Below are 13,187 nucleotides of genomic sequence, written 5' to 3'. Positions count from 1 at the left end.
TCCTTGATCAGATTTTGAGAATGCGTTCGCCGCGGCCGATGCCGGAGCCGCCGGTGCGCACGGTTTCGAGGATGGCGGTGCGGTCGATCGCGTCGATGAATGCATCGAGCTTGCTCTTCGCGCCGGTCAGTTCAATGGTGTAGGTCTTTTCGGTGACGTCGATGATGCGGCCGCGGAAGATATCGGCGGTGCGCTTCATCTCTTCGCGCTCCTTGCCGACCGCGCGCACCTTGATGAGCATGAGTTCACGCTCGATGTGCGCGCCTTCGGTCAGGTCCACCACCTTGACCACTTCGATCAGGCGGTTGAGGTGCTTGGTGATCTGCTCGATGATGTCGTCCGAGCCGCTGGTGACGATGGTCATGCGCGAGAGCGTCGCGTCCTCGGTCGGCGCCACGGTCAGCGTCTCGATGTTGTAGCCGCGCGCGGAGAACAGGCCGACCACGCGCGACAGCGCGCCCGCCTCGTTCTCGAGCAGGACGGAAATGATATGTCTCATTTACAGGTCCTCCGATCCGAGCAGCATTTCGGACAGGCCCATGCCGGATTTGACCATCGGCCAGACGTTCTCGGACGGGTCGGTCATGATGTTCACGAACACCAGCTTGTCCTTCATGGAGAACGCTTCGCGCAGCGAGGCGTCGAGGTCGAGCGGACGGACCACGTTCATGCCGACGTGGCCGTACGCTTCCGCCAGCTTGACGAAGTCCGGTAGCGAATCCATGTACGACTCCGAATAGCGCGAGCCGTAGTCGATCTGCTGCCACTGGCGCACCATGCCGAGGTAGCCGTTATTGAGCAGGATGATCTTCGGGGTCAGGCGGTACTGCTTGCAGGTGGCCAGCTCCTGGATGCACATCTGGATCGAGCCTTCGCCGGTGATGCAGGCCACGGTCGCATCGGGATTGGCCATCTGGACGCCCATCGCATACGGCAGGCCCACGCCCATCGTGCCCAGGCCGCCCGAATTGATCCAGCGGCGCGGCTTGTCGAAGCGGTAGTACTGGGCCGCCCACATCTGGTGCTGGCCCACGTCCGACGTGATGAAGGCATCCCCGCCGGTGATGTCCCACACCTTCTCGATCACGGATTGCGGCTTGATCACTTCGTCCGAACGGGCGTAGCCCAGGCAGTTCTTGCCGCGCCACTCGCCGATCTGCTTCCACCAGGCGGGCAGCGAGGCTGCGTTAGGACGGGCCTCGGCCGCGTCCAGCTGCGCCAGCAGCTCGACCAGCACATCCTTGACGTTGCCCACGATCGGGATGTCCACGCGCACGCGCTTGGAAATCGACGAGGGGTCGATATCGATGTGGACGATCTTGCGCGGGTTCGACGCGAAGTGCTTCGGATTCCCGATCACGCGGTCGTCGAAGCGCGCACCGATGGCGATCAGCACGTCGCAGTTCTGCATCGCCATGTTGGCTTCGTAGGTGCCGTGCATGCCGGGCATGCCGAGGTAGTTATCGCGCGAGGACTTGTACGCGCCCAGTCCCATCAGCGTGGTGGTGACGGGCAGGCCGAGGCGATCGACCAGCTGGTTCAGCTCGCGCGATGCATCGGCCAGGATCACGCCGCCGCCCGCGTACACCATCGGGCGTTCGGCGTTCAGCAGCAGCTGCATCGCCTTGCGGATCTGGCCCGCGTGGCCCTTGTCCACGGGGCGGTAGGAGCGCATTTCGATCTCGCGCGGGTAGGAGAACGGCGCCTTGTGCACCGTGATGTCCTTGGGGATATCGACCAGGACCGGGCCGGGGCGGCCGGTGCGCGCAATGAAGAAAGCCTTCTTGATCGTCTCGGCCAGGTCGCGCACATCCTTCACCAGGAAGTTGTGCTTGACCACCGGACGGGTGATGCCGACGGTATCGCATTCCTGGAACGCATCCTGGCCGATCGCGTGGCTGGGCACCTGGCCCGAGATCACGACCATCGGAATCGAATCCATGTAGGCGGTCGACAGGCCGGTGACCGCATTGGTCACGCCGGGCCCGGAGGTGACGATGGCGACGCCCACCTTGTTCGAACTGCGCGAATAGGCATCGGCGGCGTGCACCGCGCCCTGTTCGTGGCGGACCAGGATGTGCCGGAACTTGTCCTGGCTGAAGATGGCGTCGTAGATGTACAGGACCGCGCCGCCGGGATAGCCGAACACGTGTTCGACGCCCTCCTCGGCCAGGCAACGGACCAAGATCTCAGCCCCGGTGATGGGAACTGCTGCTTCGGGAGTCATAAGACATTTCCTTTCAAAACCCATTGGATGATGAAACGGATGCTCTCTCCTGCGAAGCGCGATGCAGCGCAACAATTCTCAGGCTTCCCTTCTTCATGCGGCACACACCGGCTCTTCGCGCACCCGTGGATGCGTTACGAGACGGCGACCACCCGCACACTCGTTTGGCGTGAGTTTTTGTAGCGCCGGTTCGCGCTCCTCGCACTTGTGGCGCGGGTTAGAGCAACTGGCTACATATGAAGCTGTCCCTCGCGGCCGGCGTTGTGGGCGGGCTGCAAGGGACCTGGGGCTCTGTTGTCGCAAAGCGTAGTCCACATTACTGCGTTGCAGCATAATGGTCAAGACGAAGTTGACAACCGGGCCTTGGCGGGGCGGAAATTGCGACACTTCCGTGAGCGTGCGCGATGCTTGATCCGGCGAAAACGCATGCTTCGGGCAGGTCAACACATGCGCATCGGCCGGCCTTTGCCGGAGCGCCGAGATCGGCGCTTTGCTAGGATCGCCGTTCCTCTCCTGCTCGAGCCACCCATGGCACTGGACAAAGAACTGTCGGACTTCCTTCAGGGCGCACAGCGGTGCGCTTTGAGGCAAGCCGCCTATGCGGTGCGGCGGGACGAGGCCGCGCCGGACATCGTCCAGGACGCGATGATCAAGCTGGCCGAGCGCTATGCCGAGCGGCCGGCGGCGGAACTGCCGATGCTATTCCAGCGCATCCTGCAGAACACCATCCTCGACTTCTTCCGGCGCGAGAAGGTGCGCAATGCGTGGCTGACCGTGTTCTCCGGATTGAACGGAGACCGTGGCTGGGACGACGGATTCGACATACTCGACAGCCTGGAAGTGCGCGGCGACGGTGCGCATGCGGGGCCGCCGGACCCGGTCGAGCGCACGCAACTGCTCCAGGCGATCGACGAAGAGCTTCAGAAACTGCCGGCGCGGCAGCGACAGGCGTTCCTGCTGAGGTATTGGGAGGACTTCGACGTGGCCGAAACCGCGCAGGCGATGGGCTGCTCGGAGGGCAGCGTCAAGCGGCACTGCTGGCGCGCGACGCAGGCGCTGGCGCAGGCGATGAGGGCGCGCGGATTCGAGTGATGGCCCCGGGCATCTTCTGAGGAAGCGCTCCAGCCAGTACAATAACGGGCACGCACCGTCACTTTACCAAGCCGGCCTCCGGCGTTCTCCGCACCACATGGAAAATAACAAGCTGGTCATCCGCACCCCATCCGTCAAGCGCCGCCTCGTCTCGATGCTCTACGACTCGCTGCTCCTGCTGGCAGTCGAAATGTTGGCAATTTTCATCTATCTAGTTGTCACGCTCAACAATCACTCGCCGATAGTCGACACTCTGCGTTACCTCTTTATTGTTTTCGTCGCCGGCGCCTACTTTGTGCACTTCTGGACGGACAGTGGACACACGCTTGCGATGAAGACTTGGCGCATTAAGCTTGTCAAGGTCGGCTATGCAAAAGTACCACGACGCGATGCGATTAAGCGCTTCATTTTTGCCTGGGGGTTCGTCGCTCCAGCCTTGCTCATCAGCTGGGTATTGCAATTGCGGGAAACACATGCTGGAAGCAAAACTGCCTTCCTTCTCCTGCTAGCAAACATAATTCTTTGGTCCCTGACCGCCTTCCTCGACAAGGACCGCCAGTTCCTGCACGACCGCCTGGCCGGCACCCGCCTCATCGAACTCCCCAAGCCCGCCAAAAAATAATACCGTCGGTTTTGCCCCGGCAAACCGCTCCCCTTCAAAGTCTCACATCCCAATACCGGGGTCAGGCACCGGTAGCGTAAGCCGCGACTTAACCGTAAAAAGTCGCAGATACCGCTACCGAGGCCTGACCCCGGTAGCAGTTTTGTCTATGGTGGCGGAACGAGGGGTGCGGGACGGTAGCGTGGAGCGCTACCGTCAAAAGTCGCGGAATGTGATACCGGGGTCTGACCCCGGTTAGAAGCGTTCGAAGTCGGTGAGGTAGCGCCACTGGCCAGCAGGCAGCGAGGACAGGGGGAGGCGCCCAAGGCGGATGCGCTTGATGGAGCGGACGGTCAGGCCGGCGTCGCGGCACAGGCGTTCGATCAGGCCGGGCTTGAAGATCTTGGTGGCGAAGCGCAGGCGCGTTTCGTTTTGCCAGCTGACTTTCATGCCCTGGTTGAGCTGCTCGAGGCCGCCCTCTTTGATCTTGCCGCTGACTTCGACAATCAGTTCGTGCTCGATCGGTTCGCTCAGTTTGCGCTCGACGCGGTAGTCCTGGGTGAAGACGACGAGGCCATTCGCGGAGGCGTCCAAAGGCGCGACCAGCTTCAGGTTGGTGACGTGGGCGCGCAGGAAGCGCACATTCCCAAGCTGCAGCTCGGGCGCCAGCAGGCGCGGGCTGGGCTCGTCGCCGGCATGCTTGTTGAGGATGATGGTGACGGGCGGGATCTCGGCGGCGATGGCGCCCGGCAGCAAGGCGATCGCTTGCGCTTCGGTGACACGGGCGCCCGGTTCTTCGATGACGCTGCCGTCAACGGTGACCCAGCCGCCGGCAATGTAGCGCTCGGCCTCGGTGCGCGAGCAGCCCAGGACGTCGGCGACGCGCTTGTTCAGGCGGATCGAGTCGTCGCTCATTGCGCGAACACGGTGCGGAAGACGTCCAGCGTGCGCGCGACACCGCCGGCATCGACATCGAGGTGGGTGACGAGGCGCATGCGCGCGCCGACGGTGGCGCGGATGTGCGCCGCTTCCAGTGCGTCGCGCAGGCGGGCCACGGAGTCGGCCGGGATGTCGAGCCAGAGGATGTTCGTTTGCGGCATGGCGTGCAGCTTCACGCCCGGCAGTTCGGCCAGGCCGCGCGCGAGCATGTCGGCATTGGCGTGGTCGTCGGCCAGGCGGTCGATGTTGTGCTGGAGGGCGTAGATGCCCGCCGCGGCGATGACGCCGGCCTGGCGCATGCCGCCGCCCAGCATCTTGCGCCAGCGCTTGGACGCTTCGATGAACGGTTTGCTGCCGCACAGGACGGAGCCGACCGGCGCGCCCAGGCCTTTCGACAGGCACACGGAGACGCTGTCGAAGCCTTCGGTCACAGCGCGCAGGCTGATGCCCTGCTTGACGGCGGCGTTGCAGACGCGGGCGCCGTCAAGGTGGGTGGCCAGGCCGCGCTGATGCGCGAGTGCGGTGGCTTCCGCGACGTAGTCGGCCGGCAGGACGCGGCCGCCAATGGTGTTCTCCAGCGCGAGCAGGCGGGTGCGCGCGAAGTGAATGTCGTCCTGCTTGATGTAGCCTTCGATGTCGGCCAGTGCGATGGAGCCGTCCAGCTGGTTGGCGATGGGCTGCGGCTGGATGGAGCCGAGCACCGCGGCGCCGCCGCCTTCGTATTTGTAGGTGTGCGCTTCCTGGCCGACCAGGTATTCGTCGCCGCGGCCGCAGTGGGTCATCAGGGCGATCAGGTTGGTTTGCGTGCCGGACGGCGCGAACAGCGCAGCCTCGTAGCCGAACATGTCGGCGGCCAGTTCCTGCAGGCGCAGGACGGTGGGGTCGTCGTTGTAGACGTCGTCGCCCACTTCGGCGGCATGCATGGCGTCGCGCATTTCGCGCGATGGATGGGTGACGGTGTCGCTGCGGAGGTCGATCCAGGGCTGATTCGGGGTCGTGGTCATGGAAGGCTCTTGCGGTGCGGTGGCTCAGTATGGGTCCCCGCGTGCGCGGGGACGACGTTATTCGGCGGTAGGCTGCGATCCGACGTTGGCGGTGTAGAAGCGGTTGCCCATTTCTTCGAGGCCCAGCGTGGACAGGACTTCCTGCAGGCGCTCGCTCGGGCGCCGGCGCGGCAGGTTCTTGTACGTCGCGATGATCAGTTCGTTTTTCATGGAGTGCTCCCATCCTACCAGTTCGGTCACGTTGACCTGGTAGCCGTGCGCCTCCAGCTGCAGGCAGCGCAGCACGTTCGTGACCTGGCTGCCGAATTCGCGCGTGTGGATCGGGTGGCGCCACATTTCGGTCAGGGCGCTCTTGCCGAGGTCCTTGCCCTTGTTCTTGCGCAGGACGGAGGCAACTTCGGCCTGGCAGCACGGCACCAGTACCATGTACCTGGCCTTCTTCTTCAGCGCGAAGTCGATGGCGTCGTCGGTGGCGGTGTTGCAGGCATGGAGCGCGGTAACCACGTCGATGGTCGGCGGCAGCTTGTCGGAGCGCGTGGATTCGGCCACCGACAGCGGCAGGAAGGACATGTTGGCAAAGCCGAGGCGCTGCGCAAGCTCGGTGGACTTCTGCACCAGTTCTTCGCGCGTCTCGATGCCGTAGATGTGCGAGCCGTCCTGCAGGTTCTTGAAGAACAGGTCGTACAGGATGAAGCCGAGGTAGGACTTCCCTGCCCCGTGGTCGACCAGCGTGACGCCCGGGTGGTCGGCCAGGACTTCCTTGAGCAGCGGTTCGATGAACTGGTACAGGTGGTAGACCTGCTTGAGCTTGCGGCGGCTGTCCTGGTTGAGCTTTCCGTCACGCGTGAGGATGTGCAGCTCCTGCAGCAGCGCGACGGACTGGCCGGGCCGCACTTCCGGCGGCAGGACGATCGGTGACTCAGCGCGCTTCATCGATCCACGCCGCCTGGACTGCTTCGAGTACTTTTTCGCCGCCGCGCTTGTGGTCGTCGTCGAAGCCATCGAGGCCGACGATCCAGTTGTGCAGGTCGACGAAGCGTACGGCCGCCGGGTCGACGTCCGGGTATTTGTCGTACAGCGCTTCCGCAATCTGGTTGATGTCACTCCACTTCATGGCGTTCCCCTCAGTGGTTTTCGCTGGCGTGGTTGATCGTGTACTTGGGGATCTCGACGACCAGGTCTTCGCTGTCGATGATCGACTGGCAGGACAGGCGCGATACCGCTTCCAGGCCCCATGCCTTGTCGAGCATGTCTTCTTCGGTCTCGGTCGCTTCGTTCAGCGATTCGATCCCCTCGCGCACCAGCACGTGGCAAGTGGTGCAGGCGCACGATTTCTCGCATGCGTGCTCGATGTGGATGTCGTTGGCCAGCAGCGCATCGCAGATGGACTGGCCGGCTGGCGCTTCGAATACGGCGCCTTCCGGGCACAGTTTTTCATGCGGGAGGATGACGATTTGTGGCACTTGTTGGTCCTATGTCTTGTTAGATCTCGTCCAGCGATTTGCCGGCGAGTGCGCTGCGCACGCTCTGGTCCATGCGGCGCGATGCGAATTCTTCGGTGGCGGCGGCCAGCGTTTCGATGGCGGCCTTCAGTTCTTCGCGCAGTTCGGGCTTGTCGCGCGCGGCGTCGATGGCGGCGCGCACGTTGGCCATGGTGCCTTCGATGACGGCGCGCTCGGCGCCATCGAGCAGTGCGCCGTCGGTGTCGAGCGCCGATTGGGTGGCGAGCAGGATGCGGTCCGCTTCCACCAGTTCTTCGCGCAAGGCGCGCTGCAGCGCGTCGCCCTGGGCGCTGGCGTAGGAGTCCTGCAGCATGCGCGCGACTTCGTCGTCGCCCAGGCCGTAGGACGGCTTGACGCTGACCGATGCCTCGACGCCGGAGCGCGTTTCGCGCGCGGTGACGGACAGCAGGCCGTCGGCGTCCACCTGGTAGGTGATGCGGATGCGCGCGGCGCCCGCTGCCATCGGCGGGATGCCGCGCAGTTCGAAGCGGGCCAGCGAGCGGCAGTCGGACACCAGTTCGCGTTCGCCCTGCAGCACATGCACGGCAAGCGCGGTCTGGCCATCCTTGAAGGTGGTGAACTCCTGCGCGCGGGCGCAGGGAATCGTGGAATTGCGCGGGATGATCTTCTCGACCAGGCCGCCCATCGTTTCGACGCCCAGCGACAGCGGGGTCACGTCCAGCAGCAGCCAGTCGTCACCGGCCGCACGGTTGCCGGCCAGGAGGTTGGCCTGGATGGCGGCGCCCAGCGCGACCACCTTGTCCGGGTCGATATTGGCGTGCGGCGTGGTCTTGAAGAAGTCCGCGACGGCGCGGCGGATGACCGGCATGCGCGTGGCACCGCCCACCAGCACCACGCCATCGACGTCGTCGACGGACAAGTTGGCGTCGCGCAGCGCTTTCTTCACGGCGGTCATGGTCTTGGCCACCAGGTGCGTGGTGATCCCGGCAAAGTCTTCGGCGGTGACACGCACGTGCACGATTTCGCCGGAATTGAGGATCGCATCCACCGTGGTCTCGCCGTTGGTGGACAGCAGTTCCTTGGCCTGGCGTGCCTTGACCATCAGGGTGGCGGTGTCCTGCTCGGACAGCGGCGCCAGGCGCGCCTGCTCGCTGATCCAGCAGAACAGGCGGTGGTCGAAGTCGTCGCCGCCCAGCGCGGAGTCGCCGCCGGTCGCCATCACTTCGAATACGCCTTTGGACAGCTTGAGGATGGAGATATCGAAGGTGCCGCCGCCCAGGTCATAGACGGCGTACACGCCTTCCGAGCCGTGGTCGAGGCCATACGCGATCGCCGCGGCGGTCGGTTCGCTCAGCAGGCGCAGGACGTTGATGCCGGCCAGCTGCGCGGCATCCTTGGTGGCCTGGCGCTGGGCGTCGTCGAAATACGCGGGAACGGTAATGACCGCGCCCACCAGTTCGTCGCCAAGCGCGTCTTCGGCGCGCTGGCGCAGCGTGGCGAGGATCTGCGCGGAGATCTCGACCGGGCTCTTGACGCCGGCGACGGTGCGCACCTGGACCATGCCGGGCGCATCGACGAAGTCATACGGCAGGTTTTCCGCGTAGGCGATGTCGCGCAGGCCGCGGCCCATGAAGCGCTTGACCGATACCACGGTGTTCTTGGGGTCGGTGGTCTGGTGCGCCTGCGCCTTGTGGCCGATGTTGGCGTGGCCGTTGGCGAGGTAGCGCACCACGGACGGCAGCAGCGCGCGGCCATCCTCGTCCGTCAGGACTTCGGGAATGCTGTGGCGGACGGTGGCAACCAGCGAGTTGGTGGTGCCGAGGTCGATGCCCACTGCCAGGCGGTGCTGGTGGGGGGCGGTGGACATGCCGGGTTCGGAGATTTGGAGGAGTGCCATTTCTTCTTCTAATTGAGTGGGCGGCGGTGCGTGCGGTGAGGCATCGGGGGCTCAGCATGGGTCCCGGCTTTCGCCGGGACGACGCGCCTATGAATCGAGGGCGTCCAGTGCGGAGCGGACTTCTTCGGCGAATTTGTCGATGAAGCTCAGCGCGCGCACGCCCTGCGCCGCCAGCGTGTACTCTTCCGCGTCCAGGTGCTGGCCGACAGCCATCATGCGCGCCTTGCGGTCCATCGTGACCTTGTGGTCGAGCGCTTCGAGCGCGCCTGCGTCGCGGTCGGCGCGCGCTTCGTCCAGCGCTTCGCGCCATTCCATCTGCTGCATCAGGAATTCGACCGGCATCGCGGTGTTCGATTCCATGTCCAGCGGGACGCCGTTCAGTTCGCACAGGTAGGCGGCGCGCTTCTGCGGGTTCTTCAGCGTCTGGTAGGCTTCGTTGGCGCGCGTAGCCCACTGCATCGCGACGCGCTTCTCGGCGTCGGTCGCATTGACGAAGCGGTCCGGGTGCACGCGCCCCTGCACGTCGCGGTAGGCGGCGTCCAGCGCATCCGCGTCGACCGCGAAGCGCTGTGGCAGGTTGAAGAGTTCGAAGTGGTTCTGCATCAGATCCGGAAGCTCTCGCCGCAACCGCACGCGTCTTTCACGTTCGGGTTGTTGAACTGGAAGCCTTCGTTCAGGCCTTCACGCGCGAAGTCGAGTTCCGTGCCGTCGATGTACGACAGGCTTTTCGGATCCACGAACACCTGCACGCCGTGGGACTCGAACACGTGGTCCTCGGGCGCTGCCTCGTCCACGTATTCGAGCTTGTACGCCAGGCCGGAGCAGCCCGTGGTCCGCACGCCGAAACGCAGGCCGATGCCCTTGCCGCGGCGTTCGATGTAGCGCTTGATGTGCTTCGCAGCTTTTTCGGTCAGTGTGATTGCCATTGCTACTCCAACGTGAAACTTACTCGGCGGTCGCGTGCTTGGTCTTGTAGTCCGCGACGGCGGCCTTGATCGCGTCTTCGGCCAGGATCGAGCAGTGGATCTTCACTGGCGGCAGTGCCAGCTCTTCGGCGATCTGGGTGTTCTTGATGGCCAGCGCCTGGTCCAGCGTCTTGCCCTTGACCCATTCGGTCACCAGCGACGACGAGGCGATCGCCGAGCCGCAGCCGTAGGTCTTGAACTTGGCGTCCTCGATGGTGCCGTCGGCGCCCACCTTAATCTGCAGCTTCATCACGTCGCCGCAGGCAGGCGCGCCCACCATGCCGGTGCCGACCGACTCGTCACCCTTGTCGAATGCGCCGACATTGCGTGGATTTTCGTAGTGGTCCAACACTTTTTCGGAATATGCCATGGTAATGCTCCTTGAAATCTGTATTTAGTGGGCTGCCCATTGGATCGAGTTCAGGTCGATCCCTTCCTTGAACATGTCCCACAGCGGCGACAGTTCGCGCAGTTTGCCGACCTTCGACTTGAGCAGGTTGACTGCGAAGTCAATGTCTTCTTCGGTCGAGAAACGGCCGATGGTGAAACGGATCGAGCTGTGCGCCAGTTCGTCGCTGCGGCCCAGGGCGCGCAGCACGTAAGACGGCTCCAGGCTGGCCGAGGTGCAGGCCGAGCCGGACGATACCGCCAGGTCCTTGATCGCCATGATCAGCGATTCGCCCTCGACGTAGTTGAAACTGACGTTGAGGTTGTGCGGCACGCGGTGTTCCATGTCGCCGTTGATGTAGACCTCTTCGATCTCCTGCAGGCCCTTGGCCAGGCGGTCGCGCAGCGCTTTCACGCGCGCGATTTCTTCGTTCATCTCCAGCTTGGCCAGGCGGAATGCCTCGCCCATGCCGACGATCTGGTGGGTCGGCAGCGTGCCCGAACGCAGGCCGCGCTCGTGGCCGCCGCCGTGCATCTGCGCTTCCAGGCGCACGCGCGGCTTGCGGCGCACGTACAGGGCGCCGACGCCTTTCGGGCCGTAGGTCTTGTGCGCGGTGAAGGTCATCAGGTCGACCTTCCATTGTTCGAGGTTGATCTCGACCTTGCCGGTCGCCTGGGCGGCGTCGCAGTGGAAGATCACGCCCTTGCGGCGGCACATCTCGCCGATTTCCGGGATCGGCTGGATCACGCCGATCTCGTTATTGACCAGCATGACGGAGACCAGGATGGTGTCCGGACGGATCGCCGCTTCCACCTGCTCGACCGTTACCAGGCCATTGTCCTGCGGCTCCAGGTAGGTCGCTTCGAAGCCGATGCGTTCCAGCTCGCGCACCGTGTCCAGCACCGACTTGTGCTCGGTCTTGACGGTGACGATGTGCTTGCCCTTGGTCTTGTAGAAGTGCGCCGCGCCCTTGAGCGCGAGGTTGTTCGATTCGGTCGCGCCGGAGGTCCAGATGATCTCTCGCGAGTCGGCGTTGACGAGCGCCGCGACGTGCATGCGCGCCTCTTCCACCGCCGCTTCCGCGGACCAGCCGTACATGTGGCTGCGCGATGCCGGATTGCCGAACTGTTCGCGCAGGTACGGGATCATCTTGTCGGCCACGCGCGGGTCGACCGGCGTGGTCGCCGAGTAGTCCATGTAGATCGGGAAATGCGGCGCTTCGGCGAAGCTTTTCTCGGCTTGTTTGTCAGGGGCGTTCATCCGTAGTCCTTTGCGTTATCCGATGACGGCGTGGCTGCGGTTGTGCAGCACCACGACGTTTTGTTCTTTCTGCTTCTGCTGGTCGACCAGGTCCTGCAGCGAGACCGAGTCCAGGTAGTCCACCATCTTTTCGTTCAGCGTGGCCCACAGGTCGTGGGTCATGCAGCGGCCGCCGTTCTCGGCGCTCGATCCCTGGCAATGGTCCTTGCTGCCGCACAGGGTGGCGTCGAGCGGCTCGTCCACGGCGATGATGATGTCGGCCACCGTTACCTTGTCGGCGCGGCGCGCCAGGCTGTAGCCGCCGCCGGGCCCGCGGATCGATTCGACGATCTCGTGGCGGCGGAGCTTGCCGAACAGCTGTTCGAGGTAGGACAGCGAAATCGACTGGCGCTCGCTGATCCCGGCCAGCGTAACCGGGCCTTTGCCCTGGCGCATGGCGAGGTCAATCATGGCGGTCACTGCAAATCGGCCCTTGGTAGTCAGGCGCATCTCATCCCCGGATGGTAAAATTGCACGCTTCGTTTCAACTGTTCAATCTGTCATTCATCTTCCGAATGACACTTGTCAATTTCCTGAATAGTTGATTGATTTAGTCAAGTATAGCAGATCCCTGCTTTTCCTGCACGGCCCCAGGCCTTCCGCCGGCATGCCGGCCAGCCATCCCGGATAGTCCGCCGGTCGTCACCATTCCCTCTCCGCTCGTCACAAATCCGCAGGCATGGCCGCTTCACGGCCGCAAGATGCCGTCACCGGTGCACGCCGCACCCTGACAACGGAGACCACCACCATGTATCAACACATCCTGCCCGCATTTCGCATCGCCGCGCTTGCCCTCGGCTTCCTCGCTACCGGCGCTGCAGTCGCCGGTCCGCAACAGGACCTGAACAAGTCGCTCGCCCGCCGCGTCTATGACGAAGGGCTGAACCAGGGCATCTTTAACGTGCCCTACACCAGTGACTTCATCGGCCACGCCGGCAACGGCACCTTCACGCGCGAAGCCAGCCTGGCCGAGGCCAAGGGCTGGCGCAAGGCCTTCCCCGACCTCAAGATGAACATCGATGTGATCCTTGCCGAGGATGACCTGGTCGCCATACGCTGGACCGCGACGGGCACCAACACGGGCACCGGCAACGGGCTGCCGGCCACCGGCAAGTTCGTCAAGGCGAGCGGCCAGGCCACCTTCCGCTTCGTGGACGGCAAGATCGCCGAGGAATGGGCGACCGGCGACACGCTCAGCATCATGAAGCAGCTGGGCTTGTTGCCGAAGGCGGCCGGACCGGCCAGGGAAACGGCCAGCCGCTAAGCCGGATGCCGAAAAACGGGACGCACGGCCGAGCCCGGTGTAACATGC

General features: G+C 64.1%; 16 protein-coding genes. 3 read left to right on the top strand and 13 right to left on the bottom strand.

All coding sequences use genetic code 11. From position 1 onward, the window contains the following. Nucleotides 1-7: 7 nt before the first annotated feature. Together ilvN and ACFSQR_RS16910 are read right to left on the bottom strand one after the other, a co-directional pair. Nucleotides 8-499 (bottom strand): acetolactate synthase small subunit, encoded by a 492-nt coding sequence (gene ilvN / locus ACFSQR_RS16915; RefSeq protein WP_377731171.1) that lies wholly within the window; start codon nt 497-499, stop codon nt 8-10. Further along, the gene (locus ACFSQR_RS16910; RefSeq protein WP_377731170.1) at nt 500-2,227 is read right to left on the bottom strand and encodes an acetolactate synthase 3 catalytic subunit; all 1,728 of its coding nucleotides are present in this window, start codon (nt 2,225-2,227) and stop codon (nt 500-502) included. A gap of 528 nt (nt 2,228-2,755) precedes the next feature. On the opposite strand from ACFSQR_RS16910, the gene ACFSQR_RS16905 reads away from it, so the two are divergent. After that, on the top strand, nt 2,756-3,319 hold the full coding sequence (locus ACFSQR_RS16905; RefSeq protein WP_377731169.1) for an RNA polymerase sigma factor: 564 nt from the start codon (nt 2,756-2,758) through the stop codon (nt 3,317-3,319). A gap of 97 nt (nt 3,320-3,416) precedes the next feature. Next, nucleotides 3,417-3,941: an RDD family protein gene (locus tag ACFSQR_RS16900; RefSeq protein ID WP_377731167.1), complete on the top strand. Its 525-nt coding sequence runs from the start codon at nt 3,417-3,419 to the stop codon at nt 3,939-3,941. Between the two features lie 234 nt (nt 3,942-4,175). On the opposite strand, the gene ACFSQR_RS16895 is transcribed toward ACFSQR_RS16900, so the two are convergent. The 11 genes from ACFSQR_RS16895 to iscR all read right to left on the bottom strand — a co-directional run bounded on the left by ACFSQR_RS16895 (nt 4,176) and on the right by iscR (nt 12,325). Beyond that, on the bottom strand, nt 4,176-4,835 hold the full coding sequence (locus ACFSQR_RS16895; RefSeq protein WP_377731165.1) for an RNA pseudouridine synthase: 660 nt from the start codon (nt 4,833-4,835) through the stop codon (nt 4,176-4,178). Continuing rightward, the gene (gene ltaE, locus ACFSQR_RS16890) at nt 4,832-5,863 is read right to left on the bottom strand and encodes a low-specificity L-threonine aldolase (protein WP_377731164.1); all 1,032 of its coding nucleotides are present in this window, start codon (nt 5,861-5,863) and stop codon (nt 4,832-4,834) included. Before ltaE ends, ACFSQR_RS16895 begins: the two co-directional genes overlap by 4 nt. 57 nt (nt 5,864-5,920) lie before the next feature. Further along, nucleotides 5,921-6,796 carry a class I SAM-dependent methyltransferase gene (locus ACFSQR_RS16885; RefSeq protein ID WP_377731163.1) on the bottom strand — a complete coding sequence of 292 codons (876 nt, stop codon included), beginning with the start codon at nt 6,794-6,796 and terminating at the stop codon, nt 5,921-5,923. Beyond that, complete coding sequence (gene iscX / locus ACFSQR_RS16880) at nt 6,783-6,977, bottom strand: Fe-S cluster assembly protein IscX (protein WP_377731162.1); 195 nt, start codon at nt 6,975-6,977, stop codon at nt 6,783-6,785. The genes ACFSQR_RS16885 and iscX overlap by 14 nt, the downstream gene beginning before the upstream one ends. Nucleotides 6,978-6,987: 10 nt before the next feature. Further along, complete coding sequence (gene fdx / locus ACFSQR_RS16875; RefSeq protein WP_377731161.1) at nt 6,988-7,326, bottom strand: ISC system 2Fe-2S type ferredoxin; 339 nt, start codon at nt 7,324-7,326, stop codon at nt 6,988-6,990. A gap of 19 nt (nt 7,327-7,345) precedes the next feature. Then, nucleotides 7,346-9,223 carry a Fe-S protein assembly chaperone HscA gene (gene hscA, locus ACFSQR_RS16870; RefSeq protein WP_377731160.1) on the bottom strand — a complete coding sequence of 626 codons (1,878 nt, stop codon included), beginning with the start codon at nt 9,221-9,223 and terminating at the stop codon, nt 7,346-7,348. A gap of 87 nt (nt 9,224-9,310) precedes the next feature. Further along, nucleotides 9,311-9,826 (bottom strand): Fe-S protein assembly co-chaperone HscB, encoded by a 516-nt coding sequence (hscB, locus tag ACFSQR_RS16865; protein ID WP_377731159.1) that lies wholly within the window; start codon nt 9,824-9,826, stop codon nt 9,311-9,313. After that, nucleotides 9,826-10,149, bottom strand: coding sequence for an iron-sulfur cluster assembly protein IscA (iscA, locus tag ACFSQR_RS16860; protein ID WP_377731158.1), 324 nt, complete (start codon nt 10,147-10,149; stop codon nt 9,826-9,828). The genes hscB and iscA overlap by 1 nt, the downstream gene beginning before the upstream one ends. 19 nt (nt 10,150-10,168) lie before the next feature. After that, nucleotides 10,169-10,558: a Fe-S cluster assembly scaffold IscU gene (gene iscU, locus ACFSQR_RS16855; protein WP_377731156.1), complete on the bottom strand. Its 390-nt coding sequence runs from the start codon at nt 10,556-10,558 to the stop codon at nt 10,169-10,171. A 24-nt stretch (nt 10,559-10,582) separates the two neighbouring features. Then, on the bottom strand, nt 10,583-11,836 hold the full coding sequence (locus ACFSQR_RS16850) for an IscS subfamily cysteine desulfurase (RefSeq protein ID WP_377731155.1): 1,254 nt from the start codon (nt 11,834-11,836) through the stop codon (nt 10,583-10,585). A gap of 15 nt (nt 11,837-11,851) precedes the next feature. After that, entirely contained in the window at nt 11,852-12,325 is a 474-nt protein-coding gene (gene iscR / locus ACFSQR_RS16845; protein ID WP_377731153.1) for a Fe-S cluster assembly transcriptional regulator IscR, read from the bottom strand. Nucleotides 12,326-12,623: 298 nt separating this feature from the next. On the opposite strand from iscR, the gene ACFSQR_RS16840 reads away from it, so the two are divergent. Beyond that, nucleotides 12,624-13,139, top strand: coding sequence for an ester cyclase (locus tag ACFSQR_RS16840; RefSeq protein ID WP_377731151.1), 516 nt, complete (start codon nt 12,624-12,626; stop codon nt 13,137-13,139). Nucleotides 13,140-13,187 lie beyond the last annotated feature (48 nt).

It is taken from the genome of Pseudoduganella sp. GCM10020061, assembly GCF_042683405.1.
Lineage (GTDB): Bacteria > Pseudomonadota > Gammaproteobacteria > Burkholderiales > Burkholderiaceae_D > Telluria.
Note: the sequence above shows the minus strand (reverse complement) of the source record. Positions and strands in the feature narration are given on the sequence as shown.

Excerpts from the sequence above, each read along its gene's own strand:
- ilvN (WP_377731171.1), bottom strand. The coding sequence starts at position 499 with ATGAGACATATCATTTCCGTCCTGCTCGAGAACGAGGCGGGCGCGCTG.
- ACFSQR_RS16910 (WP_377731170.1), bottom strand. The coding sequence starts at position 2,227 with ATGACTCCCGAAGCAGCAGTTCCCATCACCGGGGCTGAGATCTTGGTC.
- ACFSQR_RS16905 (WP_377731169.1), top strand. The coding sequence starts at position 2,756 with ATGGCACTGGACAAAGAACTGTCGGACTTCCTTCAGGGCGCACAGCGG.
- ACFSQR_RS16900 (WP_377731167.1), top strand. The coding sequence starts at position 3,417 with ATGGAAAATAACAAGCTGGTCATCCGCACCCCATCCGTCAAGCGCCGC.
- ACFSQR_RS16895 (WP_377731165.1), bottom strand. The coding sequence starts at position 4,835 with ATGAGCGACGACTCGATCCGCCTGAACAAGCGCGTCGCCGACGTCCTG.
- ltaE (WP_377731164.1), bottom strand. The coding sequence starts at position 5,863 with ATGACCACGACCCCGAATCAGCCCTGGATCGACCTCCGCAGCGACACC.
- ACFSQR_RS16885 (WP_377731163.1), bottom strand. The coding sequence starts at position 6,796 with ATGAAGCGCGCTGAGTCACCGATCGTCCTGCCGCCGGAAGTGCGGCCC.
- iscX (WP_377731162.1), bottom strand. The coding sequence starts at position 6,977 with ATGAAGTGGAGTGACATCAACCAGATTGCGGAAGCGCTGTACGACAAA.
- hscA (WP_377731160.1), bottom strand. The coding sequence starts at position 9,223 with ATGGCACTCCTCCAAATCTCCGAACCCGGCATGTCCACCGCCCCCCAC.
- hscB (WP_377731159.1), bottom strand. The coding sequence starts at position 9,826 with ATGCAGAACCACTTCGAACTCTTCAACCTGCCACAGCGCTTCGCGGTC.
- iscA (WP_377731158.1), bottom strand. The coding sequence starts at position 10,149 with ATGGCAATCACACTGACCGAAAAAGCTGCGAAGCACATCAAGCGCTAC.
- iscU (WP_377731156.1), bottom strand. The coding sequence starts at position 10,558 with ATGGCATATTCCGAAAAAGTGTTGGACCACTACGAAAATCCACGCAAT.
- ACFSQR_RS16850 (WP_377731155.1), bottom strand. The coding sequence starts at position 11,836 with ATGAACGCCCCTGACAAACAAGCCGAGAAAAGCTTCGCCGAAGCGCCG.
- iscR (WP_377731153.1), bottom strand. The coding sequence starts at position 12,325 with ATGCGCCTGACTACCAAGGGCCGATTTGCAGTGACCGCCATGATTGAC.
- ACFSQR_RS16840 (WP_377731151.1), top strand. The coding sequence starts at position 12,624 with ATGTATCAACACATCCTGCCCGCATTTCGCATCGCCGCGCTTGCCCTC.